Below are 26,653 nucleotides of genomic sequence, written 5' to 3'. Positions count from 1 at the left end.
CCCGATTTCTCACCAATTGAAAATTGTTGGTCGAAAGTCAAAAGTATACTACGTTCGCTCAGTCCCAGAAATTATCCAGATTTAGCCAAAGCAATTGAAGAAGCTTTTAATAAAGTGTCTCTACAAGATATCCGTAACTGGTTTACTCACTCCTGTTACTGTACCTCACTAGAGTAGTAAACGCTATATCACAGTTTAAATGCACCACAGCTTAGCAGCGGAAATAGTTAATATTTTTCCCTTTATAAAGGCAAGAAGTGTATAAATTTACAGCTTGCTGCCTAATACTTTAGATGGATGATGCCATCGCTCCGCAGTAGTAAATTTATACTAAAGGCTTTTGACCCCTGCTAATAAGCAGGGGTAAGGCTCGCTGACAGACAACATATTATTCAGCTCCTCTTCTTGATAGATTAGGAGCTTTTTTATATGTAAGCTCCTACTATTAGGAGTATTTCCAAATATATATACATAAATAATATAACGCTCACCGCTGTGTAATGTTCCGATATATATGCTTCAGCCCTTGTAGCATTACGTGAAGCTTGATTTCTTTCAGGCTGCATCTAATGGTGACGAAACAGCAGATGTCCGATAACAGAAGTCACGCTAAGCTACATCAAGAGAGCAAAAATATCGTGAAGCGTTATAACTCAGTCGCTCGATCCCCCTTGAGTGAGAGGATTTTGGATTGGCGATCGCATACCAGCAGCCTTATTCAACAATTAAAAGCGTGCAACTATAACTTTGCCAAAATTCCTGGCATAAAAAAATTAGCAATGGGAGGAGTTAGCCTGTTGCTTCTCCCACTGGGTTTAATGAGTGCGATCGCGGTACCTCCAGCGGGGGCACAATCAATTATTCCAGCAACGGATGGCACAAATACTATTGTCAACCCCAATGGCGATCGCATCGACATCAGCGGCGGTACCCTTTCTGGAGATGGGGCTAATTTATTCCACAGTTTTAGTCAATTTGGACTTAGCCAAAACCAAATTGCCAACTTTCTTTCTAACCCCAACATTCGCAATATCCTGGCGGGAGTGCGTGGCGGCAATGCCTCAATAATTAACGGCATTATCCAGGTTAGTGGCGGCAATTCTAACTTATTCTTGATCAATCCATCTGGCATTTTATTCGGTGCCAACGCCAGCCTAAATGTCCCAGCAAATTTCACCGCTACAACTGCGACGGGTATTGGTTTCGGAAATGGTTGGTTTAATGTTGCTGGTGTTAATAATTATGCTGCTCTTGTAAGTAATCCCAGCATTTTTGCCTTCAACACCCAGCAAGCAGGCGCGATTGTAAATGCGGGAAAGTTAGTTGTCGCACAGGGACAGAATTTAACCTTGCTGGGCGGTAATGTTATTAGTACCGGACAGCTATCGGCACCAGGGGGTAATATTACTGTTGCCACTACTGAGGGGGGAAAATGGATTCGCATCTCTCAAGAGAATAGCCTGCTAAGTTTAGAAATTCAGCCTATTTCTAGTGGTGAGCCAACTGCTTTACCTTTTACTACGCAAACTTTGGCGGAGTTATTGACAGGCAAAGAAGCTGAGAATAGTGCCACAGGAATAACTGTTAACAGCGATCGCACTGTCACCTTGACAGGTTCGGGAATTAGCGTTGAAAATGGCGATTTGCTAGTTCATAATGGGCGATCGCAAACCACAAGGCTAGTTTCTGGGCGCAATTTAAATGTAGGAAGTATCGCTAGCGATTTGGCAGGCGGATCGGTAATTTTGCAGGCAGTGGGTGATATTGAGAGTGGCGCGATCGCATCTAATGGTGGCGATATTTACTTAAATAGCGGTGGCGCTATCAATAGCAGCGCGGGTATTATCAATTCTTCCTCTAATACTGGTGCAGCAGGTGCAATTAGCTTGCAAGCTACCAACGATATTAAGACTGGCGAACTGTTAGCTTCTAGTAGCAGCGGGAATGGTGGAAAAATTACCGTTTACACTACAAAAGGAGCAATTGATACCAGCAGACAGGCAGTAAATTCCACTTCTCTAACTGGGAATGGGGGAGATATTACCTTCTATTCAGCTAACAGCGATATCACGACAAACAACCTGTTAGCTTCTAGTATTAGCGGCAAGGCAGGAAATATCAACATTTATGGTGGAGGCAGCATCTTCACAGGTGATATCGCAGGTGGAAATATTAGCTTGATTGGTGCTAACGGCGACATTAATACAACAGCAGGCAAGCTGATTTCTAATAATGGATCAATCGATTTTCATGCGTTAAATAACATTGCCACAGGTGACATTATCTCAAAGGGCGGGAATATTAGCCTAAACGTTACTAACGGTGACATTAATACCTCGTTAGGTAGACTTGACTCTAGCGGCGTAGCTGGGGTTGGGGGCGCGATCGCTCTTAATGCATATCGGGACATTATTACAGGCGACATCACTTCAAATGGTGGCGATATAAACATCTTCGCCTTCGATGGCAATATCAATACTTCATCAGGTACGCTCAACTCTTCGTCAAGTAATAATGGGGGAGCAATTTTCCTCGACGCTGGCGGCGCGATCGCTACAGGTGTCATTGATTCCCATTCCACAGAGACGGGTTCGGGAGGCGAAGTTAACCTATACGTTGATTTGCAGCGTTCGAGTTCAGCCAGATCTCACGAAATTACGGTTAACTACATTAATGCCGAGGGTAGCAATAACGGAAATGGAGGCTCTGTTTATATTGAAACTACCGATTCTTTCATAGCAAGGGAATTTTTTACCGACAAAAATGGTATAAATTCCAGCATTTCTACGGCTGGAGGTAAGGAAAGCGGTTCAATTGTTATCTATCAAGGAAACGCTTTATTTACTGTAGGTGATCAGCCATTTCTTGTTGGTAAAAAAACCTCTAGCGGTACAGCAGCATCGATTACCAGCGATGCTAACAATGCAATTTTGCCAATGCAATCTTGGAGCAGCGACTTCAACCAAGGCAATATTGAAATAAAATTTTTAAACACGCCAAACTTTGGCCAAAACCGAAATAATGCAGGTCAGGAACCCCCACCGCTGCCTGAGCCTCCACCATTCATACAACCACCGTTAATAACTCCTCCGATAATTAGTGTAAATCCCTCCCCACTTGATGGGGTTTACCCAGGGAATGAAGTTCAGTCACCGCTACCGCCGCTAATTGAGCCAGCAGCAGCACCACCGCCGCTCCCTGAGCCTCCACCATTCGTGGTAACTACTACGAATCCTCCTCCGCTTGGTGGGAATAAGCCACCGTCCAATGTGTATAAAATGCCACTTTACGAGTCCAAAGACTCGATAAATATAGACCTTAACCCAACAGCTAATACACAGCAACCAAATCAAATTTTACGGGAATTACCGCAGCAAAATCAAATAGTGGAAATATCGCAGCCAGTGAATGAAAATTTCACTTCCTCACCTCCTGCGTCGGATGGAATTGAGCCGAGGACAGTTACACAAAATACTAAGGTGGCTCAAGAGCGCCCGCGTTTAGTAAGTGATAGGGAAATCAAAGAATGCCAGGAAAATTGGCAAATATTAGAAAATCGGCAGACAAGAAACCGCGTGCCTATCGACTATAGTAAAGCGATCGTATGCTATAACCAGAATTTAGCCGTAGCGCACCAGTTGCAAAACCGTCAACAAGAAGCAATTGCCCTTTACAATTTGGGAGTTTCTTACTTTTCTTTGGGCGACTATGCCCGATCGACTCAATACTACGAACAGCACTTGAAATCCTCGCAACAACGGCGCGATTCTTTGGGAGAAGGACAGGCACTTGCAGGTTTGGGGGCTGCTTATAGTGCATTGGGAAATTATGACAAAGCGATTGATTACTATCAGCGTAGTTTGGCAATTACACAAGCATTACCCGATAAAAATTGGCAACTTACTACTTTAAGAAACTTGGGAATTGCTTACCTAGCTCAGGGAGATTATGCTAAAGCGATTGATTACCAGGAACAAAGTTTAGCGATCGCACGCTCAAAACAAGACTTACTTGGGGAAGGAATAGCGCTGGGAAATTTAGGAATTGCTTACTTTAGCCTCGGCGACTATAACAAAGCAATTGAATACCACCAGCAATATTTGACCATCGCCAAAGCATCGCAAGACAAAATCGGAGAAGGGCGATCGCTGGGCAATTTGGGATTAGCTTACTATGGCTTAAAAGATTTTGCACGCTCCGCCGATTACCACAAACAACACTTGAGCATAGCGCGGCAATTGCAAGATCGTCCGGGAGAAGGTCACGCGCTGAACAATTTAGGCGATGCGCTGTTTAAATCAGGCGAACTTGTAGAAGCAGAAAAAAACCTACTCGCGGCGATTAAAGTTTGGGAATCTTTACGCGATGGCTTAGGTAGCAACGATGCGAATAAAGTCTCAATATTTGAAACTCAAGCTACTACTTATAGCACGCTGCAAGAAGTTTTGATTGCTCAGAATAAAACCGATGCTGCGTTAGAAATTGCAGAACGAGGGAGGGCACGCGCTTTTGTAGAGTTGTTGGCTTCGAGAGTTAGCACAGCAGACGCGATTAACCGCGTGTCTACAAATCCACCGACAATTGAACCACTCAAGTCAATTGCCAAAGAACAGAATGCCACGCTTGTTGAATATTCGATTATTCGCAATGCTTTCGACGTTCAAAATAAGCGCCAAATCAACGAATCAGAATTATATATTTGGGTAGTCCAGCCGACAGGTGAAGTTGCATTTAAGAAGGTTGACTTAAAACCCCTGTGGCAGCGGCAGAAGACTACACTTTCAGATATAGTTGCCAACACCCGTTTAGCTATAGGCGCGAACGGACGCGGCGAAAAGGTGCGTGCATGGGTTAAAACTGGTAGAAACAACAACCGGGAGTTAAAGCAACTACATCAACTGCTGATCCAACCGATTGCCGAACTGTTGCCAAAAGATGCGAATGCGAAGGTTATATTTATACCGCAAGAATCTTTGTTTATGGTTCCCTTCGCAGGTTTGCAAGATAGCAACGAGAAATATTTAATCGAAAAACATACGATTTTGACCGCGCCTTCTATTCAGGTGTTGGACTTAACGCACAAGCAGCGGCAAAGACGCGCTAAATTGCCGTCTGTACAAGGCAAGGATGTTTTGGTAGTGGGCAATCCAACTATGCCCAAGATTCCTGTAAAGCTAAATCAACCGCCGAAGCAATTAAACCAACTTCCTGGTGCTGAGAAGGAAGCGATCGCGATCGCCAATCTCTTGAACGCCAAAGCCATAATCGGCAATCGGGCAACTAAAGCAGCTATCTTGCAAAAGATGCCTGAAGCCAGAATTATTCATCTGGCAACTCACGGGTTACTCGATGATTTTACAGGTGGCGGCGTACCGGGCGCGATCGCTCTGGCACCATCAGGGAAAGATAACGGTTTGCTGAGTGCTGGCGAACTCCTCAACTTAAAGCTAAATGCTGATTTAGTTGTCTTGAGCGCTTGTAACACTGGACGAGGCAGAATAACAGGCGATGGCGTCATCGGGCTATCTCGCGCTTTAATTTCCGCTGGCGTACCTACTGCGATCGTGTCTCTGTGGGCTGTCCCAGATGCTCCCACTGCCTACTTGATGACCGAGTTTTATAAAAATCTCCAACAAAACCCCGACGCATCGGCTGCACTACGAAACGCGATGCTAGCCACAATGAAACAAAACCCCCAACCAAAAAACTGGGCAGCGTTTACAGTTATTGGTGAAGCGGAGTAATTTTCTTGGGAATGGGCAATAGTTTTGAGTTCTTAATTTTGAGTTTTAAATTAGAGAATTCTACTCAAAATTTAAAACTTTCAAGGGGACTGGGAGACGCGATAAATCGGCGTCTCTACAAAAACTGGTGAATGGGAGACTTCAACTCAAAACTCAAAACTCAAAACTCAAAACTTTTGATACTGTGGGAGTTGCGATGGTAGCAATTGGCACTAATTGAACGGCGCAGGCTTTTAGTTCTGGTTGTCGGGAAGAGGGGTCAGCTTCAGGATGGGTGAGGGCGTTAGCTTCGGATTGTTCTGCCCAGATCGCCCCCCAGTGCATGGGTACAAAAACAGTGCCTTTGGCGATCGCGGCTGTAACTTGAGCCTTGAATCGAGCAATTCCCCGACGCGATCGCACCTCTACCCACTCTTCATCTTTAATTCCCAGCTTTTCAGCATCGCGGGGGTGAATCTCTATCAAGGGTTCGGGATGCATCTGGCGAATTTTGTCTATCCGACCAGTGCGGGTTTGAGTGTGCCAGTGTCCGTATAACCTGCCCGTCGTAAGTACCAAAGGATACTCGGAATCTGGTGGTTCCGCTAATCCCCGCGAGTGATAAGCACCAAACTTCGCACGTCCATCAGCCGTCATAAAGCGCAAATCGGTATAAAGCCGCTTCGTATTTTGGGTTTTGCTCGTTCCCAGGCTCTGCCTGGGAATGGGATTTTGGATTGAGTGAGACTTGTCTTGCTTCTGTGCGGGGTAAGGCCATTGAAGCGGACCTTCGGTTCGTAGCAGGTCGTGGCTAAGTCCGCTTTGGTCGCAGAAGCGATCGCGCGTTAATTGCACAAATTCAGCATAAACTTCGGCTGAGTTAGCATAAGCAAACTTGTCTGCAAAACCCAAGCGACGGCCTACTTCTGCAAAGATTTCCCAATCTGCCTTCGCTTCCCCTGGTGGCTTGCGAAAAGTTTGGCACAAAGTTGCCACCCTCTCAGAGTTGGTCATTACGCCAGTTTTTTCACCCCACTGCGCCGCTGGTAGCAAGACGTGCGCGTATGCAGATGTTTCCGTTGGATAGTAAGCGTCTTGATAGACAGTAAAGGGCGATCGCAGTAACGCTTTTTTAGTCCGTTCCAAATCTGGCATACTCGCCGCCGGATTAGTTGCGGCAATCCAAAGAAAGCTCACATCGCCTGTTTCTAAACCAGTAATCATATCCCAAGCAAACCGACCCTCATAAGGTGAAATTTGCCCTGGTTTTAGTCCCCAAAATTGCTCTATTTCTGCTCTATCTTGGGGATTTTTTATAAAGCGATAACCAGGCAAAAGTTGGCAACTACCGCCAGTTTCCCTTCCCCCCATTGCGTTTGGCTGACCTGTTAGGGAAAATGGCCCTGCTCCCGGTTTACCAATCTGGCCAGTCATCAAGTGCAAATTGATTAAAGTTCGCACTTTAGCAGTACCTTCGGTTGACTGGTTCATCCCCAACAACCAAAGAGATAGAACTTTGCTCGATTGCCCCCAGTATCTCGCTGCTGTCTCCAATTCATCTACACGAATGCCACATTTCCGCGCCACCATTTCTGGGGGATAGTGCCTAATTACATCAGCAAATGCGGCGAAGTCATTTGTACATTCGTCAATAAATACGCTATCAAAGTATCCCCAACGCATTAGTAAATGCGCCATACCATTGAGCAAGTCAATATCTGTACCGGGGCGAATAGCTAGATGCAAATCCGCTGCTTCGGCGGTGGCTGTCTTACGCGGATCGACGACGATCATTTTGACGTTGCGGTTTTGTTTGTGGTGCTTCCGCAGGCGATTAAAAACAATCGGGTGACATTCTGCTGCATTGCTGCCAATGATAAAGGCACAGTCGGTTAATTCTAAATCTTCATAGCAGCAAGGGGGGCCATCGGAACCAAAACTTTGCACGTAGCCAGCGATCGCGGAAGCCATGCACATGCGAGAATTAGAATCAAAATTGTTAGTTCCCAAGCAGCCTTTAAGCAACTTCTGGGCGATGTAGTAATCTTCTGTTTGAAACTGACCGGAACCATACATACACAGGGCTTCGACTCCCTGAGTGTAACGGACTGTTTGAATGCGATTAACGATTTTAGAGTAGGCTTCATCCCAGCTAACTCGCCGGAATGGTTCGTTCAAATTGTCTCGCACCATTGGATGTAGCAATCGGCTTTTATCGATAGACTCGGCAATGGTTGCTCCTTTGACGCAAACCATGCCTTGACTTGAAGTATGAGCGCGATCGCCCCTCACTTTCCACAGAAGATTTCCTTGCTTATCTCTATTAGTCGCCTTCCCCGGTTCCGCTGGGGGCATAACTTCTAAACCACAGCCAACGCCGCAGTAAGGACATAGTGTTCTAGTTGAGTCAGTCATATCAATTTTTGATTTTAGATTTTGTATTTTTGATTGAGCTTATGTTTAATTTTTTGTCATTATCCACCTTGATTGACACAGCCGTTTTAGCCTTTGTAAGGCAGAAAACTTATTTTCTTTGGATATATGTAAAGTCTATGAATCACCAAGGGCAAATTTTACAGTGTAAAAATTTGCTGCTTAGTTGGAATTTCTAAAACACAATTATTGAGATTTTCGGATTGCATAATTTAGATTTAATCCATATATGGATTAATTTTGGAGTTACCCCAATAAAGCGGTATCTCCAAAATCTAAAATCTAAAATCCAAAATAAATTAGCTTTCTGCTGGTTCTTTTTCGTCTACAAGAACCGGCTTAGGAACGCCCGACTTTGCTGTTTCTTCACCCGCATAGCTTTCGGCAAAGGAACCTTTCGGTTCTTTGAGTAAGAAAGCACACAAGCTGGCGCAGATGAGTGCTGAAATTCCCATTGTTTGAAACAGGGTGGGCGCGTTTGTGAAGCTGAAAATAGTCAGAAAAACCACACCACCAAAGTTTCCGTAAGCGCCGACATTACCAGCAATTTGTCCTGTTATTTCTTTCTTAATTAAAGGAGCCATCCCAAAGGTTGCACCGCATCCAGCTTGGACAAAATAGGCGCAGAACATACAAACCGCGATCGCTGCTGGTAATGCCCACCCCGCCTTAATCTGGCTCATCATCAAATAGCTCAAACCGATAGCTGCCGTTAGCGCCGTTAACGTCCACTTACGACTACCCAGCTTGTCGGATATCAACCCACCGCTAGGACGAGAGATAAAGTTTAACAATGGATAACTAGCGGCAATCATGCTAGCAGTTTCGTGAGGTAACTCGTAAGTTTTCTCAAAGAAAGCCGGAAGCATGGAAACTACAGCCAACTCCGAACCAAAGCTAACTATATAAGCGTATTCCAGCAAAGCAACTTGACCAAACTCATAACGTTCCGCTGGAGAATAAGTTTTTTGTCCGCTTAAAAGCTCCCTATTCACCACCCAAGCTTGGTAAGTTTGATATGCATAAAGCAGGGCTAATAATCCCCAGACTATATACATTTGCGTCTGGTTTATGAAAGCAATTTTCGACCCTGCCAAACGCCAAGCCAATAAGCCCAACGCCAAAATTAACCCCAAACTTGACAAACAATAAGCCCAAAAACTCTTAACGCTGGTGACTTCCATGCCACCGCTTTTCTTGGGTCGCTTGTAAACTTTTCCTGGGGGTGTATCTTGGACGTTATTAAAGTAAATGAAGGCATAAATAGCGGAAATTACTCCAGCCGACAATATGGCAGCCCGCCAGTTTGATAAGCCTCCAGCTAAAAAAGCAGTTCCTAACGCTACAAGCGGCAATCCCAACTCTGCGCCTGCTGCTCCGAAATTACCCCAGCCGCCATAAATTCCTTGGGCAATACCAATATCTTTGGGTGGGAACCACTCCGATACCATGCGAATGCCCACAACAAAACCACCGCCGACAATACCCATCAACAAACGACCCCAAACTAATTGATTGAAGTCGTTGGCGGTTGCTGTTATTACACAGGGGATGAGCGCATAAATCAATATACCTGTGAACGTAATCCTCGGCCCGAAACGATCCAGAAGCATACCAATGACGATCCGCGCTGGAATCGTCAATGCTATGTTACAGATGCCTACGGTTCTGATTTGTCCCTCAGAGAGAGCTAATTCCCTGCCAATTGCTGTAGCAAATGGAGCAAAGTTAAACCAACTTACAAATGTCAGAAAAAAGGCAAACCAAGACAGATGTAAGATGCGATAACGACCGTTGAATGACAGTAATCCCTTAATCACTAGGGCATTCCTCCAGAAATTTACACGCACTAATCTGTGCTATACGTCTCTATTTTTTTAGAGATGTTAGCTTCAAACAATTCATAATTTTGAATTCTGAATAAATTCAGAGTTCGTAATTCCGAAAGAGTTAAGATATAGCCCCGACGACTACTGCTGGCTGCTTGGGTGTTGCGCCAAATTTTTCTATTAGCAAGTCTCGCAATACTGGCTTGAGATCGTCGCAGGGAATGCTTTTCATTACCTTTGCACCAAGTTCTGCTTCGTGACCGACTTTTCCACCCATCCAGATGTCTACGGCTTCGACGACTTTGCCATTTTTGCGTCCCTTTGTACCCATCAAGCCAATATCAGCAACTTGCGGTTGAGCGCAGGAATTAGGGCATCCAGTCCAGTGAATGCGTATTGGCTGAGGTAACGTTAGTTCGGCTTCTAATGCTTTGATAAAAGCCAGGGCGCGGTTTTTTGTTTCTATCATTGCAAAGCCACAGAATTGACTGCCCGTGCAAGAAACAAGTCCCCGCATTAAGTTTTCTGGATTAACTGCAAATCTCTCTAAGAGGGGTTCTTTCAAAAATGCGTCTAAGCGAGAGTCGGGTATGTTGGGAATAATTAGATTTTGTTCAACTGTAAATCTAATTTCTCCGCTTCCATAAACTTCGGCCATGCGGGCTAAATCGAACATATCCTGGGCATACATCCGACCGATGGGTATATGCAAACCCACAAAGTTTAATCCGGGTTGCTTTTGTTTATAAACGCCGATGTAGTCTTTTTTATCCCAGAGGAATTCCTCTTTTTCAGCAGCAGGTTGTAGAGGCAGAGTTCCGCCAACTTGAGCAAATCGTTTTTCTATTTCTTCGCGAAACTTCTCAATTCCTAATTTATCAATTAGATACATTAGCCGCGACTTTTGGCGATTTGCCCTCAGTCCTTGCTCGCGATAAACTTCTAAAATCGCTCTGCAAATCGCCACGACATCTTCTGGAGGAACCCAAGCATTGAGGGGAACTGATGCTTCATAACGTTTGGGAGAAAACATTCCGCCGACGATGACATTAAAACCGATGGTGTCGTTTTTGTAGGCGGGGATGAAACCAATGTCGTTGAGTTCCGCGTGGACGGAATTATCGCGACAACCAGCGATCGCTATATTAAATTTACGCGGCAAATTCGTAAACTCTGGATTACCTTCTCCCATGTTCGTGATCATGTCCTGAACCATCTGACACAATCCCCGCGTGTCTACCAATTCATCAGGATCGATACCAGCCAAAGGCGAACCTGTAATATTACGAACGTTATCTACGCCAGACTGCACCGATGTAAGTCCAACTGACTTTAACTTACGGAAAATATCTGGCACATCCTCAATGCGAATTTGCCGCAGTTGGATGTTTTGCCTAGTAGTAATATCTGCATTACCTTCATCGCCGTAGTGCTGCACGATTTCGGCTAAAACGCGCATTTGACTGGTGGTAATAATGCCATTAGCCAACCGCATCCGCAGCATAAATCTACCCGGCGTTACACTGCGGTAGAACAAACCCAAAACCCGCAATCGAAAATCGCGGTCAGCTTCTTCCATCGCCTCCCAGCCAATTTCAGCTAAATAGTCTAGCTCTTGCTTCAGCACTAAACCATCTTTTTCGGCTTTAATTCTTTCAAATTTATTTTGGGTCCCCCCCGACTCGCCCGGATCTGCGTCTGTCAAGTTTTGAGAGCTGTATGCACTTCCTGCGGGATCTTGATCCAAGTTAGTTTTACCCGCTTTTCCTGGAATTGCCTCTGCTTGCGTCATGGTTTTACCCTCATTGCCTACTATTCTTGAATTACGTGCCTATGCGTTACTGAATAACGCTGGTTAGGCACGTTAAAAAAGAGGTTTTTCTAAAAAAGCTTTTCTGTTAGGATAGTCAGCTTGAAAGACTTAATTCGTAGAGTTTGCTACAAAAAGGCATTTAACCTGGCAAATCAACCTTTAGGGGTAGGGTAGCTTTGTTGGGGTCGTCCTGGGGGTGCAGGGGACGAAGAATATTGTTGATGCTTCCCCGCTTCAGACTGAAGCGATCGCCTCCATCGCTTACTTCTACATGTCACAATAATCAAGCACCGAGTAGCATAAAATTTGTAGCCTGTAATTCAAAAAAGCGAAAGCGCATCCAAGCCATTACGCGATCGCGGCGCATCTGTAACAAGGAGATAGAGAATCACTATGGGGATGACCCTCACTGAAAAAATATTGGCTCGTGCAGCGGGTAGATCTGTTGTTGAACCGGGGGACAATATTTGGGTCAATGTTGACCTGTTAATGACTCACGACGTTTGCGGGCCAGGTACGATTGGCGTATTCCATCGCGAATTTGGTTCGGATGCCAAAGTCTGGGATAAAGAAAAAATTGTTCTAATTCCAGACCACTACATCTTTACCGCCGACGAACGCGCTAACCGCAACGTCGATATCTTGCGCGACTTTGCCAAAGAGCAAGATATTAAATACTTCTACGACATCACCGACCGTTCTAACTTCAAAGCCAACCCAGATTACAAAGGCGTTTGCCACATTGCATTAGCACAAGAGGGTCATACTCGTCCCGGTGAAGTATTATTTGGCACTGACTCCCACACTTGTAACGCTGGTGCTTTCGGTCAATTTGCTACGGGAATTGGCAATACCGATGCTGGCTTTATCATGGGTACTGGCAAGCTGCTGATTAAAGTCCCCGCCACGATGCGCTTTGTATTGAATGGCGAATTGCCTCCTTACTTGTTGGCGAAAGACTTAATTTTGCAAATCATCGGTGATATTAGCGTCGCGGGTGCAACTTATCGCACGATGGAATTTGCCGGATCGACCGTTGAAAGCCTGACAATGGAAGAACGGATGACGCTGTGCAACATGGTGATTGAAGCTGGCGGTAAGAATGGCGTCATTGCCCCAGATGAGACTACTTTTGAGTATGTTAGGGCAAGGACTAACAAGCCATTTGAGCCAGTTTACACGGATGCGGATGCGAAATTTTATAGCGATCGCACCTATGATGTCACGCAACTAGAGCCAGTTGTCGCCCAACCCCACTCGCCAGACAATCGCGCCTTAGCGCGGGAGTGCAGCGATGTGAAAATTGACCGAGTTTATATCGGTTCCTGCACTGGCGGTAAGACATCAGACTTTGTGAATGCAGCGCGAATTCTTAAAGGTAGGAAAGTGAAAGTTCCCACCTATATAGTGCCAGCAACTCAGAAAGTCTACGAAGATTTGTTTATTCAGAAATACGAAGGGCAAACCATCTCGGAAATTTTCTTAGATGCGGGTTGCATCGAACCTGCTGCGCCTTCATGCGCTGCTTGTTTGGGTGGTCCAAAAGACACCTTCGGGCGAATGAATGAACCAGAAATCTGCGTTTCTACAACTAACCGCAATTTCCCCGGACGTATGGGTAATAAAGAAGCTGGAATTTATCTAGCGTCGCCTTATACAGCAGCAGCATCGGCGCTGACTGGATACGTTACCGACCCCCGCGAGTTTATCTAATTGAACGCTAATTATGTAGGGTGGGCAATGCCCACCTTACTACTAAAACTCTAAAGAATAAGAAAATGTAAAAAGAAGCGCGATCGCTCTTTTATCCTTTTTGCTAAAGTCTATTCAGAATCTTGTTCGGGTGTTGCACTGAACTAATCTTCTATTTGCGCGATCGCATCACTTGGCGACACATTACTATAGATAACAGACATAATTCCAGGTAGGTACCGATCCACCATCGTGACGTTGGCATAAACCATCTGTTTGATTAGTGCGGAACTGAGGCGATCGCCTTCAACATCTATACTTGTTTTGTAGCGAATTTCCCCATCGGCAAAGTCTAGCTCAAAGTTACCAACGATGGTGCCAGAATTTGCTCTAGTTACGAACTCTGCGATCGCCATTCGCTTGTTTTCTGGGGCGTTAATTGGGCAGAGTGAGTAAAAGACAAATTGCTGCTGTTTCTCTCTTACCTTAGCGTAGCAAGTCCATTTGCCATTTTCACCCTGAAAAGCCATCTCTAAAACTGGCTGTCCTTTAATCTGGTAAAAAGGCCATTCATCCTCTTTGAATAAATTGACCATTTCCTCAAAGATTTGTCCGCTAGAAGTCGCAACCCCGGCGATCGCATCTATAGTAACATCAGCCATTTCTTGGAAGAAATCGACAATTCCCTCAAGGATGTCACTCGTGGCATTTTGAGTCATCTCCGACAGATTGGCTTCTGTCCACTCTTTGAAGAAGTTAGCGATCGCATTGCCAATTTCTTCGCTGGAAGTTTCGCCATTTGCTAGAGCAGATGGATTAATATAAGCCCAGAATGTACTGTAGCCAGTTTCGCTTGATTCCTGTTGCTGTTTGACAGACAACCCCAACCAATTCTCGGTATATAGTAGCGGGTGGTCTGGCTGTTCCCCGCTAAGATTTAGGATATGATTTGCCGCTTCGTTAGCATCTGCGGCGTGTTCTACTAAATGCGGTAGTGAATCGGGTTTTAAACTAATTTCAATTTTGATATCTAGTTCGGGTTGGAATTTCCCAACAGAGAAAGAGCCGCGCACTTCCGGCTTAAGATTGAATAAGGCATCGGTGTCGATGCGTTGGTAGAGTTCTGGGTTGACTATTAAGGTGAGACGACACTCGATGATTTGGTCGTCTTGTTTGGTTAGGGAGAGGGCGATCGCGTGGACGGTTAGGGTTGATTGGGAGCGATCGCGTAGCATTAACTCAGTGTCTAGTTGATGATGGTCAGTCTTTGGGGTCATACAGAGGTATCTCTGGACTGAAAGATTTTTGTTGGTAGCAAGGGGAAGCGATCCCTTATCCTAATGCCAAAGTTGGGCAGCCCCCTCGCTTCAGCAGGCAACACATCACCAGACATTAAAGCCCTAATGTCTGGCAGGTATTTGTCTATCATCATGTTGGCGTAAACCAACTGTTTTGTTCGTATAACTTCTTGGCTTTGCTCACCTTAATTGAAAGTCTGCCAAGCTTTCAAATAATACTCCCTGAATACCTGCGTTCTCCAAAGCCAATCGACCCGAAGATGATACGAATAGTAGAACTGGATATTCAGCCAATCTGAATAATGGCGGGAACCCTTCTTGAGGTTTCTTAAGAACCAGGTACTCTACGTCAATTACAAGCAACGACTCTTCGTCTATCTCACATACTGAGTGATCGCGGTCTAGCGCCTCAATATGATTAAGCAGTTGCACTGCAACAAATTCATAGTTTTCGACTCCTGGATTGGCTATACCTTGTTCATCGTAACGAGCTTTAGAAATAAAAGTATCATTTACCATAACAATTGGGGTTGCCTTGTTAGGAAAGCTTCCTACTGCAAGCAAGGTACTCAACATACGTTTTGACATAATAGGCCAGCGAACGTTGTTGTACGGAAAATCTACAGTATTGAGGGTTTGAAAATTAGCTTCAAAGTATACCTTCTGAGGTAACGAAAAATAATCTTCCGTAAGTGCTAAACCAACTGTGTTTTCCCAACCTGAAAACTTGATAAGTTCAGCATCATATATGTCATCACCAAGATGCGACAGATCCCATTCTAAGATATATACTTCGTTGGTAGCGTTCATATTTATTCCATAACTCGCCAGGATTTAATTTCTGCCCGCAGTTGGCGCTCAATCTTCTTAACTACGTCAGTTAAAATTTTGCCGCGTACATTTTCAAGACTGCCATAATTTCGTATTAAAAAGTTAAGGTTGCTATCCAATTTCTTTTGAGTAAATTTGTTCCAATCTGGATGACTTCCTTTGTGGGGCGGCAATTTTGGCGAATTTCGCCTTGATTGGTCTTTAGATGGAAGACGTATGCCATTTGTCGCATCATCAAGGTTATAAGGCGGTTCACCTCTCTCTCTTGCAGCTTTTGTAAGCGGGTGATCGCGTACAACTGCATCTGGAATTAGGTGATGAGACTGATGACCAGTATAATCATTTGTATCTCCGCGTGCCTCCTCATCTTCTTTTAAATTTTTCGTTAGCTCACCAGACTTACTAATTCTATTTGATTTAGCTTTTCCTAAACTAATAATGTCTTTTCCGTCTACGGTGTTAACGGTCAACCTTTGGTATAGATTATCGTCTACTTTAAGCCTACGAATTAGCTGTTTTCCCTCTCTTTTATATACATAGATATACCCCTCCGGAAGTTGTACGCCAACCTCCTTATTTATAACTTTTTGAACTTCTTCCCAGTTGGCAGCATGATCAGTCTTCCCCGACTCGCTTAAATCTAGGGAAACATCGTCATCGTAGTCATTTGGCCCAATATGGATGTGAAAGTCCATATCACCATCTTTCTTATCCTCTTCTTGGGATTTGAAAGTAATAGTCATTTTGACGGGTTTTTCTAGCTCTTTATTGTATTTGTCCTCCAACATTTTGGCTTCTTTTTCTTTGGAGGCTCGTATTTCTTCATAGGGCATTTCTTGAGAAGGCTTTTTCGCTAGCTGTTGTGCCGCAGCATTACCCATTTCAGCGTGCTTCTTCTCTGATTCACTCTTGTCTTCTTTATTATCCTTACCCTTCTTATCCTTCCCAAACCCCAGCTTACCTCCAATCTTCTTCGCAAACGTCACAGCCTGAGCAATCACCCAGTCAATCGCCTTCTCAATTGGCCCGCGCACCTTCTGAACGATCGCCTGAATCTTCTCACTAATGCCGCCCAAGCCCAACAAACTCGCCATAAAGCTGATTACTACAGGCAGCGCCTTAGACAGAGCATTCTCCACTAACTTCGCCGCACCACCCACAGCACCACTAGCGATCGCCGTCACCGACTCCATCACCGCGTTCACCAACTCGGCAATCTGACTACCGCGCTCAATGAAGAACATGATGATGTCATAAATCGCCTTACACGCCTTAACAAACGCACTAGCCGGGTTCAACAAACTCAGAACCCACATCACCCCACCCTTGATAATCCCATCCACAACAAAGTTCTGGATGTTATCAATCACCATCACCTTCAGGTCGCCAACCTGATCCTGAATGGACTGCCACAGGCCCGCAATTCCTTCGTTCTTCAAGATTACGAACATCTCGAAGTTTGATTCCAAGAAGTTGACGGCCTTCTCTCCCATTCTCTTCACAGCTCGTGGGCGGATATTCTCATACACCGTACCCAGAACCTGCGTCACCAGGCTAAATATGCCCTTCATGTCTAAGCTTTCTGGCATAGTAATGCCCGCCCCTGCCATAGCGCCAGTCAGCCAGCCCAGCATACCCTTCTTGAGATGCTCCAGGATATTACCCATGAAGTTCTGGAAGCCTTGCTTCAGCCCAGAAACAAGATTCCCCAAGAAACCAATCGGGTCTTTGATAATGTTCGCGATCGCACCCGCCGCTTTAGCCAACACGCCCATCAGCAGGTTTTTCAGTTCCAGGATGGTCTTAATTACCCCACCCACAGCGTCAAGAGCCTTGTTCACCAAACCGCGATTAGCCGCCTTCATTTCATCAATGCGGGAATCTATCTGCTGGAGGTTCTCGTTGTACTTCTGCGCCAGAGTGTCAATTAACTCATTCTGCTTGTTATCGACATTCTGTTCTAGTTCATCAAACTTACTTCCAATTTCCTGCGCCGCTTCTTGCCCAACTTGCCGCAGAGATGGGTCTAAGCCAGCAACGTACTTCTGAATTTCCTGCTTACCCTTAGCAATCTCCGCTTTAGCTGTATTCAGCGTCCTCGCAACAAAACTAGCAATATTGTCGATAGCTTTGCCCATGCTGGCGAGGTAGATATCCCGACCTTCTTCGTAGAAGACGTTCACCGCATCAGGCATACCAAATAATTTGTCCTTACCCCATTTCAAGAAACCCGTTGCACCACTGTAGCGCTCATCCTTGTAGCGCTTCATCCGCTGGTCAACGTAATTCTCAAATTGCGTCTTGGCAGTAGCAGCACCCTGGTCAAACTGCTTATTGACCTCTCCATCTAGCTGACTGAGAGTAGTTTCGACCTTCTGCTTGGTAGCGTTATAGATTGACCCAAGGTGGTTAGCAACGTCAGTCCGTTTTTGCTCGTCCTGCCCCTTAGCTTCCCCCTGAAGACCGACTACACCAGCTAACAACTGTTCGCGATCGCCATGCATCCCCTGCAACTGCGTTTGTGCCGTTGTCTGAGCCTCCGCTTGCGCCTGCTTCAGTATCCCCTGCTCCTGCTGGCGATAGCCTTGCGGCGCGGTCTTCGCGTCAGTTTGGGCTGTCTTCTTAGCTGTTAGTGCTGACTTGAATTGAGGCTCGTTTGAAGAAGCCAGTTGCTCTTCGCTGACATTAGCCTCACTCATCTGCTGGTCGAGGGATTTACTACCCTCTTGCAAAGATACCTCAGATGCAGACTTAGGCTTGGGTGCAGCCTTTTCTGCGCCAATATTAGACGGTGGGCTACCCGCCTTTTCGGGCGTTAGTGGCGTGACTGGTTTAGGCTTAATACCGCTAGCATCCGGCTGTTCCTTCGTTTTCTCTTCAATGGGGCCAGAAGCTTGCTTCTTCTCGTCTGTCACCGAAGATGACAATTCACCTTTTACCGAATCGATTTTATTGTTGTTTTTGAAGTTGTCGGCTTCTTCCAGAGTTTGGGGAGTAACAGCAGCAATTTTTTGCATCAGCGCCGCTTTAAACGTAGCAGCATTGAATGTTCCTGGCTGCTGCTGGTTCATTTCAGCCACCTGCTTATCCTGCGCCTTACTCTCTACCTCATTGCTGGGAGGTTCAGCAGCAGCTTGCGCTTGCTTAGACTTCGCCGCCGCTGGCTCGTGTTTTTTCTCCGAAGACGCTACTTTTTTTGTCTTGTTGACCACAGCCTGAAATGCCGGATCGTCTTGAGCAGACTTCGCACCACCACCCCCTGAAGCGCTGCTAGATCCGCCACCTGAAGCTGCTTGCTGAGTACCGCCTTTTGCCGTTGGCGCAACACTAGCTAAGTTGCTCTCTGCCTTTTCAGCACCTCCCTTAGCTAGTGTTGCGCCGCCACCCTCTCCTTTGCTAGCACCTCCCTTAGCTGGTGTTGTACCGCCACCTTCTCCCTTGTTAGCCTTTGCTACACCACCACCCTCAGCCGTCGGAGCCTTACCCTGCGCTCCCTTTTCTCCTGCTGGGGAAGCTGGGGAAGCCGCCGCTGCTGGTTCTGCTGGCTGTACTGTCTTTTCTCCGCCAGCTTGCTCATGGGGATTCCCCTTTAGCTGAATTGCCTCTAGCGCATAATTTGAAGGGGTAGAGCTTGCTTTGAGCTGTACCTTGTTTTCCTTCGCCGCCAACCCTATGCCAGACTTAGGCTGCACCGCACCAGTCTGTTGCACCACATGGGTTAACTCATGGGCCAGCAGGCGCTTACCATCATCACTCCCCGGATTATACTTACCCTGATTAAAATAAATATCCTTACCGTGAGCAAAAGCCTGCGCGTGCAAATCCTTATTCATCTGCACCGCATCACCGCCCGTGTGGATGCGTACATCGCTAAAATCATTCCCAAAGCGCGGCTCCATAAAGTCGCGCACTTCTTCCCCTAACGCACTACCCCCGCCCTTACTATTATTTAGCTGACCTTCAATATCGCCACCTGTATTCTTAGCGCCTGCAACTGGCGCCCTTTGCACCAAAGAAGAAGCATCAAGCTCTTGCGACAACGATTCAGCTTCTACATCTCCTTGTCCTTGAGTAGCTTCCTCCTTTCTTTGGAGCGATACTTCTGACTCTTCTTCTTCACTATTTCGATTAACTAAAGTATCCTCTGTCTCATCGGGTGCATCAGTTAGCAACTGAACTGGCTGCAAAACCTGGCGCTTCAGCTGTAAATTTTGTGGCGTCTGTTGATTTGCAGCAGCAAAAAAAGGATGTATGGGCGCTCTTTGCAACAACCCTGGTTCCTGGTTATGCTGCATACCCCCCAAAGTTTGGCTCGCGATCGCTGTATTCGCTGTATGACGTTGAATATGTTGAGAGATCGCATGAGCTATCGGATTTCTTTGTAGCGGCTGAGGTGACTCTTTCCCACCTAACACACTTTCTCCACCAGCGGGATCTTGCATAGCCATAACCTTATCAGCCATAGCATCTGCTTCAACTTCGTACCGATCTCCTGGCTTCCCGACTGCAAGTTTCGCCTGAATTCCTACTGGTGTTTCTGGATATGCTGCCCCTGGCGAACTTACTGCTATATTGCCGAAGTTATGACCAAAACGCGAAGCCCCGTCATACCTTGCTTGTAAATTTGGTGGCGGCGGCTCAATAGGTGGCGCAGTCGGGGAGGCAAATGGTCTAGAGGCCATTGGTCCGACTTCCCGTTCTTCGACTTGCGACGATTCAAAAGCACTTTGCCCGAATAAGCTTTTTGGTGCGGGTGCTGCTGCATCTGTCGATGGCGTTTTGGCAATGCTTGTTCGGGAATCCATAACCTCAATCCTATGGCTTGGAATAGTTCTACGCTGGCGGGGTTCAACCCCTTCACTCGAAAGCACGTAAACAGAAATATATTCTTTGAGCTATTTCGTTTTACACCCTGCATTCATCCGCTTTTACTAATGCGTCTGTCTAGGCAAAAAATAGATGTTAGATGGGATGGTAGATGATTGAGCTTAAATACTTTGGGGAGATTTATTAATTTCCCTTAATCCTACTGGTTTTAGGGATAAAAAATAATGTTAAACCTAGCATAACTCATCTACTTGAGCAACCGAGATTTTATTGAATAACTTAACGCGATCGCCCAAAGCTAGAATGCTTTACTTTCGTACATTTACGCAATTATCAAGCCGGAGATTAAATAAAGTTTCATTACACTTTTAAAGGCAACGATCGCGTTGCCTAAGCTAGGGTTAAAAGCGCGATAGGGAAACGCTTCCCTATCGCACAATATCAAGAGCTACCAAGGACTGCCAATCATCGTAAAAGCTGCCCAATAATAAGGATGGGATAGATTTTTATCTCCCAACTGTACAAGTTCTGGGGGCAAAGAAAAATTCTCTCCACTACCATGTAATTTTCCCCCCTCCAATCGTACTTCTCCTTTAAGCAAAGCAAGTTGGGCACGTCTCAACGCCTCAGCTTTAGTAGGCGACTTCTTCAGTTGGCGATAAAAATCAGTCATCAAACCCAAACTACCTTCATCGCTGACGTACCAAAGACTGGCCACTGCTGTTTGAACGCCCGCTTGGACGGCTAACCCGGCAAATCCCAACTCTGCTTCCGCATCTCCCAATGCTGTACGACAAGCACTCAGCACTAATAACTGCACTGGCGGGTTATTCCAACCTAGCTGTCGCATTTCATCTAGTCCTAACTTCTTATCCCACAATTGGATGTAAGAGTTACCCGGTTTACCAGCTTTAAATTCGCCATGCGTTGCTAGGTGAATAATGCCAAATGGGGTTGAAGAGCGTTCTGATTTCAGCCTAGCTAAAGTAAAATCTTCGTTCATAAAAGATTTACCCTTCCACAATTGACTGGTGACAAGAGATACTTCTTCTTGTGCTGCGGGTAAGGGGTTTTGGCCAGCGTCGTTAAATTTAGACGCACCCATTCCTAAAACTTGAGCTTGCTTGATGTCAACATAACGAGTATCGACTAAGCTAAGACTGGGCATGAGGCCGATACTGTAGCGTTCGATGAGAAAACCTTTACCATCGTGGAGAGCAGCCATCGGTAGCGATCGCAATCCGGAATCTAAGACAAATACTAGGTTGCCGATTTTTCTATCTTTTAGCTCTGTTTCTAGATTGCCAACAGTCCATTTATAAAGTTGTTCGGCAGGTTTTAAATAGCTAGTATTGTTCTCGTCGCGCTTGGTAATTGTACTCCGCAATTTATTTGCCATTGCCATCACCTGTTCGCGCGTTGCTCCGGGAATGGTTTTGAGAATTGGTTTTCCGGATGCTGTTACTAGGATGAGTTGCAGTTTGTCGTTTGGTTGCGGCTTGGGAGCGTTTGGAGTTTGAGCTTGAGCTAGGTATTGGTTAGTTACGGGAAGATTTTGTGAATTGAACTGCCATAAAGGTTGTTCTTCAAGGGTAGAAAGGAATTTTTTCTTTTCTACTGTTGCTTGCGGTGTGGTTGTTGAACTTGGCTGATTAATTGTTTCTGGTTGAAAAACTATATAAATCAGCGCGGGTTTAATGCCTGTTGATGATTCTGCTTTACGCAATGTATTAACAGCATCATTCAATGTTGCTTCGGCACTATTTTTAGATTGCCCAGACTCTCCTCCAGAATTATTAGCTTGAGTTGAATTTTGGCTATCTTGAGTTCCCCCAGAAGATACGTTCTGAGTAGTTAAACCCAGATATTGTGTAAACTCGTTTGTGAAGTTACCTTCAACAGCAGCCAAAGTTGCTTCAACCGAGGTAGAACCGCCAGCAACCCGATCGATTGTCACTCCGGGAGTAGATGTCTGTGCCTCTGTTTGTGGGGATTGATTGTGCTGAATAAAAGATGTGACAATTTGATTCAGTTGCGGTGTTGGTGAGTAATCCGTAAGGATCTGAATATTGCCCTGCGTATAGCTGCTTAAAAACGATTGTTGTAATGCGATCGCATTATTTCCACTGCTAATAACACCCAAGGTTCCGTTTATACTGGCATCTCCCACTTTAAAGGGTGTAATCTTGCTACCTCCGTGACTTATTCTTATTGAACCCGCGCCTATTCCGCCAGACGTGCAAATACTTGCATTTACACAATTTCCATTGGTAAAAGTCTCTCTGGCTCTGAAGAATCGCTGGGTAATAATATCAACATTTCCCCCCTTACCCGCCGTTCCGCCTTGGGCATTTATAAACTTAACATCAATATCATTGTCGGGATCTAGGAAGACGTTGCCAGCATCTCCATCTCTAGAACTAGCGTCTAGCTGTCCAGCGTTAATACTAACTTTCGCTTTAACAACAATATCACCACCTGCTGCGGTTCCTGTTGATGTTAGATTGCCGCTTTCGACGACTCCTGTTTGACTTTGTAGTTCAATTTTTCCACCCTTACCATTGTCTGAATGAGAGTCGATATTACCTGCAATGACGTTATTTTTGGCAGCAAGTGCGATCGCGCCTCCATTTCCATTTTTAGAACTAGAGTCTAGTTTGCCTGCGCTCGTGTTAATATCACCACCACTACTACGCAGATTAATTCCTCCATTCGCTGTGATGTTGCTAGTAGTAATGTTGTTGGTGGCTTGAACTGTAAGATTAGGAGCAATAGCTGAGCCATTTAAAGCAAAATTAGTACCATTGAGGTTAATTCCGCCTGGTGCATTGGTATTGAGAGTTCCGTTGAAAGTAGTGGTTCCTGTTCCTGCTTTTTGGGCGATGCTGCTAGCAGTAATAGATCCGGTTGTAACATTGCCAGCGCTCTCTATTATTAGCTCTCCGAGTCTAGCGTTGCTACCAACTGCACCACCAAAGTTGATATTACCTGTACCTGCGGCTAGCTTCAGAGAGCCACTGCCATCAAGGGTATTCTTAAAGTTGATGTCGCCTCCATCCGAGCCAGTGCTGAGGGAGACATTACCAGTTAGAGTTGTCGGGCCGTTAACTATAATTGCATCGTTCCCTAAACTGGCATCTACTACCATGTTGGCGATCGCGCCGCTGCTGAATGTGAATGTATCGTTGAGCGTGCCGCCGATTAGGTTCTCGAAGGAGGAGAAGTTTAGCGTTCCGTTGACATTGCCAGCATTGATTCCTGTAATGTTCCAGTTGTTGTTTGTATTCGCGCCAATTAGAGTGTCGCTGTATTGAGTGCCAATTACACTTTCAATATTGTTTAGGACACCTGTTGCTAGATTTACTGTGACTGGGGTGTTGATAGCGGAGTAGTCTAAAGTGTCGAAGCCGGTAGCGCCGTCTATTTTGCCGCTGATGGAAGCAGCGGCGCTGAATGTGAATGTATCGTTGAGCGTACCGCCAGTCAGGTTCTCGAAGGAGGAGAAGTTTAGCGTTCCGTTTACATTCCCGGCATTGCTTCCTGTAATGTTCCAGTTGTTGTTTGTATTCGCGCCAATTATAGTGTCGCTGTATTGAGTGCCAATTACGCTTTCAATATTGACCGCACCTGTCGCCAGATTAACTGTGACGGGGGTGGTATGCGCGGAATAATTTAGTATGTCAAAGCCAACCCCGCCGTCGATTTTGCCACTGATATTTGGGGTGAAGGTGAAGATGAATGTGTCGTTGAGCGTACCGCCAGTCAGGTTTTCAATTGAGTAGTAGGTTAAGCCCTTGGGGAAGCCGGTGATGTTGCCCTCATCTTTGCTAGTGATGTTCCAGGTGGTATCCTGGTTGGGGCCAACTAGGGTTGAGCCACCCACAATGATGACCTGAACGTTGAAGTTGTTGTAGGGATTGAGGGTAATGATGCCTGTCCCGTCTTGCCTGCCAATGGTGATGGAAGTAAAGCCTGGTTGGAAATAGTCAAGTTCTGTCTTTGTTAGATCGAGTATGGCGGTGCTGCCGCTATCAGTTCCAGCAATGTTAATATCTTGGCTGGGTGTGAAAGGCTGAAGCCCAAGCGTGCCACTGCCTTCAATGCTAGTAGCGCCTGTAAAGTTAATTTCGTCACCAGTCAGGTAAATATTCCCGCTACCTATCTGCCCCGTTGCGGTAATGAGTTCTGCGGTAATGGTAATGTTTTTGCCAGTAACACCAATCGGGCCTCCCTTGCCAGTACCGCCAGATGAGTATGAGTATATACCTGGTATTGCGCCGCCTGTTGTAATGGTGATGTCATCGGCAGCAAGCAGATCGATCGCTCCCCCATTACCATCACCCCCCAAAGAGTAGGAGGATATATCGCCATTGATGGTGATTTTAGTCGCGCCAACCAAAGTGATCGCTCCTCCATCCCCAGAAGAAGAAGAAACACCTATACCACTAGCAGAAGAGGAGGAAGAGGAGTTTAAAGAAGCTGTGGTGATGCTACTATCGATGGTCTGGATGCTGATATAGCCACCATTTTTTGATGTAGCATTACCCGAATTACTGGTAGAAACACTAGAAGAAGAAGAGTCTATAGAACCCGCCGTGATACTGCCATTGCTAGTAGTGAAAATATTTCCACCCGTACTACTAGAAGAGTCACCAAAATAACTATTACTAGCAGAAGAGGAAGAAGTTAAATCGCCCGCGGTGATGCTACCGTTGCTGGTAATGAGTTTAATCTCTCCCCCAGAACCCGCAAAGCCATAACCCTCAGCGCGCGAGTTTAGGTTGCCTTGGATGGTAATACCATTCTTAGCGCTTAGCGCGATCGCTCCCCCATTTCCACTACTGTTATTGCTGGCGCTAGAGTAAGAATTTATTGCGCCCGTTGTAATTATGCCATTAGCAGCATTTAACGCGATCGCTCCCCCATTCGCACCATTAGAATCGTTGGTAGTCGCAGAAAATGAGTTTAGATTGCCCGCTGTGATGTTGCCAGTAGCACTTAGGGTGATGTCTCCCCCCTTGGCACCAGAGTTAGTTGAGCTAGAGCTGAGATTGCCTGCTGTGATGTTGCCATTGGTAGCATTCAGGGTAATTGCAGCGCCCACGCCACCATAAAATCCAGTATTTATGCTTCCAACCGTGACACTTGCTCCCGATATCTTTACGGGACTCGCGTCAGTTACTATCGATTGCGTTGTATCCATCGAAAAAGAGCCAGCAAAATCCCCATCAGCATCCGCTTTAAACTCAATCGACGAAAGCGACGACCCACCCGGACCCCCAAAATTCAGCGACACACCCGGAGCAATAGTGATATCGTTAGTCGCCTCGATAACCACATTACCCGCTTGACTTTCTACTTTTGGCTTCGAGAGGGTAAAATCTACTGCACCCCCATCGCCAGACAAAATCAACCCCGGTAGATTGTTCGGATTAGGAATATTCGCATCAAGTTGGTTATCGTCCGCACCACCTGTAGCGACAATTGTGACGTTTTTCGGATCTAGCAGCAGCGTCCCTAATTTCCCGTTAGCCGCACTTGTATCTACTTGCCCGTGAAATGCTAATTTATCTTTACCCGATACTTCTACAAATCCCCCATCACCCGCACCATTTCCACCTTTGGCGCTAATATTTCCATAAAATCCCGTAACTTCATCCGCCCAAACTATTACTTTCCCCCCATTCCCACTAGCAACTGCATCTGCAACTAAGGCTGAATCTTTACTAACATACGTGCGCGATGCTGTGGGTACTGTACCTTTACCTTGATACTCTCCACCAATTAATATAGTCCCCCCGCCAATACTTCCAGTTGCACTAATTGCAGCCGCGTCGATAGCTACTTTCTCTCCCACTACCCCAACGCTTCCTCCTGTCTTACCTGGTGTTGTGTGGGATGCATCGATAGTACCGCTGGCGATCGCTATACCGTCACCTTTTGGTACGCTTAATCCAGAACCGCTCAACACAACATTCCCGTCAGGGGTGACTTTCATTTTTGTTGCGTTGCCAATATCGCCGCTACCAGTGAGCAATTGTGGCAAACTTGCGATCGCTGATGTCCAATTATTCGGCGCAGTGGTGCTTGTTGCTATTGGTTGTATTTCTAAATTCAGTACGTTCCCCGGTGCGCTGATGCGGACTAAGTTTTGAGTTTCAACGCCTGCTATGGTTATCTGTCCTCCGGGTGCAGTAATTTGTCCGG

The 26,653-nt window shown here is 45.8% G+C and carries 10 protein-coding genes and 1 pseudogene; 3 read left to right on the top strand and 8 right to left on the bottom strand.

Features of this window, described 5'->3' with window-relative positions:
- Both H6F77_RS27740 and H6F77_RS02810 read left to right on the top strand, forming a co-directional pair.
- Positions 1 to 177 (top strand): annotated as a pseudogene (locus H6F77_RS27740) (IS630-like element ISMae26 family transposase); the annotation flags it as partial.
- A gap of 641 nt (positions 178 to 818) precedes the next feature.
- Positions 819 to 5,744: a CHAT domain-containing protein gene (locus H6F77_RS02810; RefSeq protein WP_514131583.1), complete on the top strand. Its 4,926-nt coding sequence runs from the start codon at positions 819 to 821 to the stop codon at positions 5,742 to 5,744.
- A gap of 153 nt (positions 5,745 to 5,897) precedes the next feature.
- On the opposite strand, the gene H6F77_RS02805 is transcribed toward H6F77_RS02810, so the two are convergent.
- From H6F77_RS02805 to H6F77_RS02795, 3 genes are all read right to left on the bottom strand, one after another.
- A complete protein-coding gene (locus H6F77_RS02805) occupies positions 5,898 to 8,138 on the bottom strand; it encodes a molybdopterin oxidoreductase family protein (RefSeq protein ID WP_190485159.1) in 2,241 nt (746 codons plus the stop codon).
- A 317-nt stretch (positions 8,139 to 8,455) separates the two neighbouring features.
- Positions 8,456 to 9,976, bottom strand: coding sequence for a NarK family nitrate/nitrite MFS transporter (locus H6F77_RS02800; RefSeq protein ID WP_190485157.1), 1,521 nt, complete (start codon positions 9,974 to 9,976; stop codon positions 8,456 to 8,458).
- 130 nt (positions 9,977 to 10,106) lie between these two features.
- Positions 10,107 to 11,777 carry a ferredoxin--nitrite reductase gene (locus tag H6F77_RS02795; protein WP_190485155.1) on the bottom strand — a complete coding sequence of 557 codons (1,671 nt, stop codon included), beginning with the start codon at positions 11,775 to 11,777 and terminating at the stop codon, positions 10,107 to 10,109.
- Between the two features lie 414 nt (positions 11,778 to 12,191).
- Between H6F77_RS02795 and H6F77_RS02790 the strand changes: the two genes are divergently transcribed.
- Positions 12,192 to 13,511: a 3-isopropylmalate dehydratase large subunit gene (locus H6F77_RS02790; RefSeq protein ID WP_190485153.1), complete on the top strand. Its 1,320-nt coding sequence runs from the start codon at positions 12,192 to 12,194 to the stop codon at positions 13,509 to 13,511.
- Positions 13,512 to 13,654: 143 nt separating this feature from the next.
- Here the strand turns inward: H6F77_RS02790 and H6F77_RS02785 are convergent, their stop codons facing one another.
- The 5 genes from H6F77_RS02785 to H6F77_RS02765 all read right to left on the bottom strand — a co-directional run.
- Positions 13,655 to 14,767: a type III secretion system chaperone family protein gene (locus H6F77_RS02785; protein ID WP_190485151.1), complete on the bottom strand. Its 1,113-nt coding sequence runs from the start codon at positions 14,765 to 14,767 to the stop codon at positions 13,655 to 13,657.
- Positions 14,764 to 14,922 carry a hypothetical protein gene (locus H6F77_RS02780; protein ID WP_190485149.1) on the bottom strand — a complete coding sequence of 53 codons (159 nt, stop codon included), beginning with the start codon at positions 14,920 to 14,922 and terminating at the stop codon, positions 14,764 to 14,766. The genes H6F77_RS02785 and H6F77_RS02780 overlap by 4 nt, the downstream gene beginning before the upstream one ends.
- A 46-nt stretch (positions 14,923 to 14,968) precedes the next feature.
- Positions 14,969 to 15,598: a hypothetical protein gene (locus H6F77_RS02775; protein WP_190485147.1), complete on the bottom strand. Its 630-nt coding sequence runs from the start codon at positions 15,596 to 15,598 to the stop codon at positions 14,969 to 14,971.
- Between the two features lie 2 nt (positions 15,599 to 15,600).
- Positions 15,601 to 20,424: an eCIS core domain-containing protein gene (locus H6F77_RS02770; RefSeq protein ID WP_190485145.1), complete on the bottom strand. Its 4,824-nt coding sequence runs from the start codon at positions 20,422 to 20,424 to the stop codon at positions 15,601 to 15,603.
- Positions 20,425 to 20,894: 470 nt separating this feature from the next.
- The coding region (locus H6F77_RS02765) for a CHAT domain-containing protein (protein ID WP_190485143.1) at positions 20,895 to 26,653 on the bottom strand (5,759 nt) is incomplete at its 5' end.

Origin of the sequence: Microcoleus sp. FACHB-831 (assembly GCF_014695585.1) — a bacterium.
Taxonomy (GTDB): domain Bacteria; phylum Cyanobacteriota; class Cyanobacteriia; order Cyanobacteriales; family FACHB-T130; genus FACHB-831.
This window is presented reverse-complemented; position numbering and strand designations above follow the sequence as displayed.

Coding starts and splice junctions, on each gene's coding strand:
- H6F77_RS02775 (WP_190485147.1), bottom strand. CDS start 15,598: ATGAACGCTACCAACGAAGTATATATCTTAGAATGGGATCTGTCGCAT.
- H6F77_RS02780 (WP_190485149.1), bottom strand. CDS start 14,922: ATGATGATAGACAAATACCTGCCAGACATTAGGGCTTTAATGTCTGGT.
- H6F77_RS02795 (WP_190485155.1), bottom strand. CDS start 11,777: ATGACGCAAGCAGAGGCAATTCCAGGAAAAGCGGGTAAAACTAACTTG.
- H6F77_RS02810 (WP_514131583.1), top strand. CDS start 819: ATGAGTGCGATCGCGGTACCTCCAGCGGGGGCACAATCAATTATTCCA.
- H6F77_RS02785 (WP_190485151.1), bottom strand. CDS start 14,767: ATGACCCCAAAGACTGACCATCATCAACTAGACACTGAGTTAATGCTA.
- H6F77_RS02805 (WP_190485159.1), bottom strand. CDS start 8,138: ATGACTGACTCAACTAGAACACTATGTCCTTACTGCGGCGTTGGCTGT.
- H6F77_RS02770 (WP_190485145.1), bottom strand. CDS start 20,424: ATGGATTCCCGAACAAGCATTGCCAAAACGCCATCGACAGATGCAGCA.
- H6F77_RS02790 (WP_190485153.1), top strand. CDS start 12,192: ATGGGGATGACCCTCACTGAAAAAATATTGGCTCGTGCAGCGGGTAGA.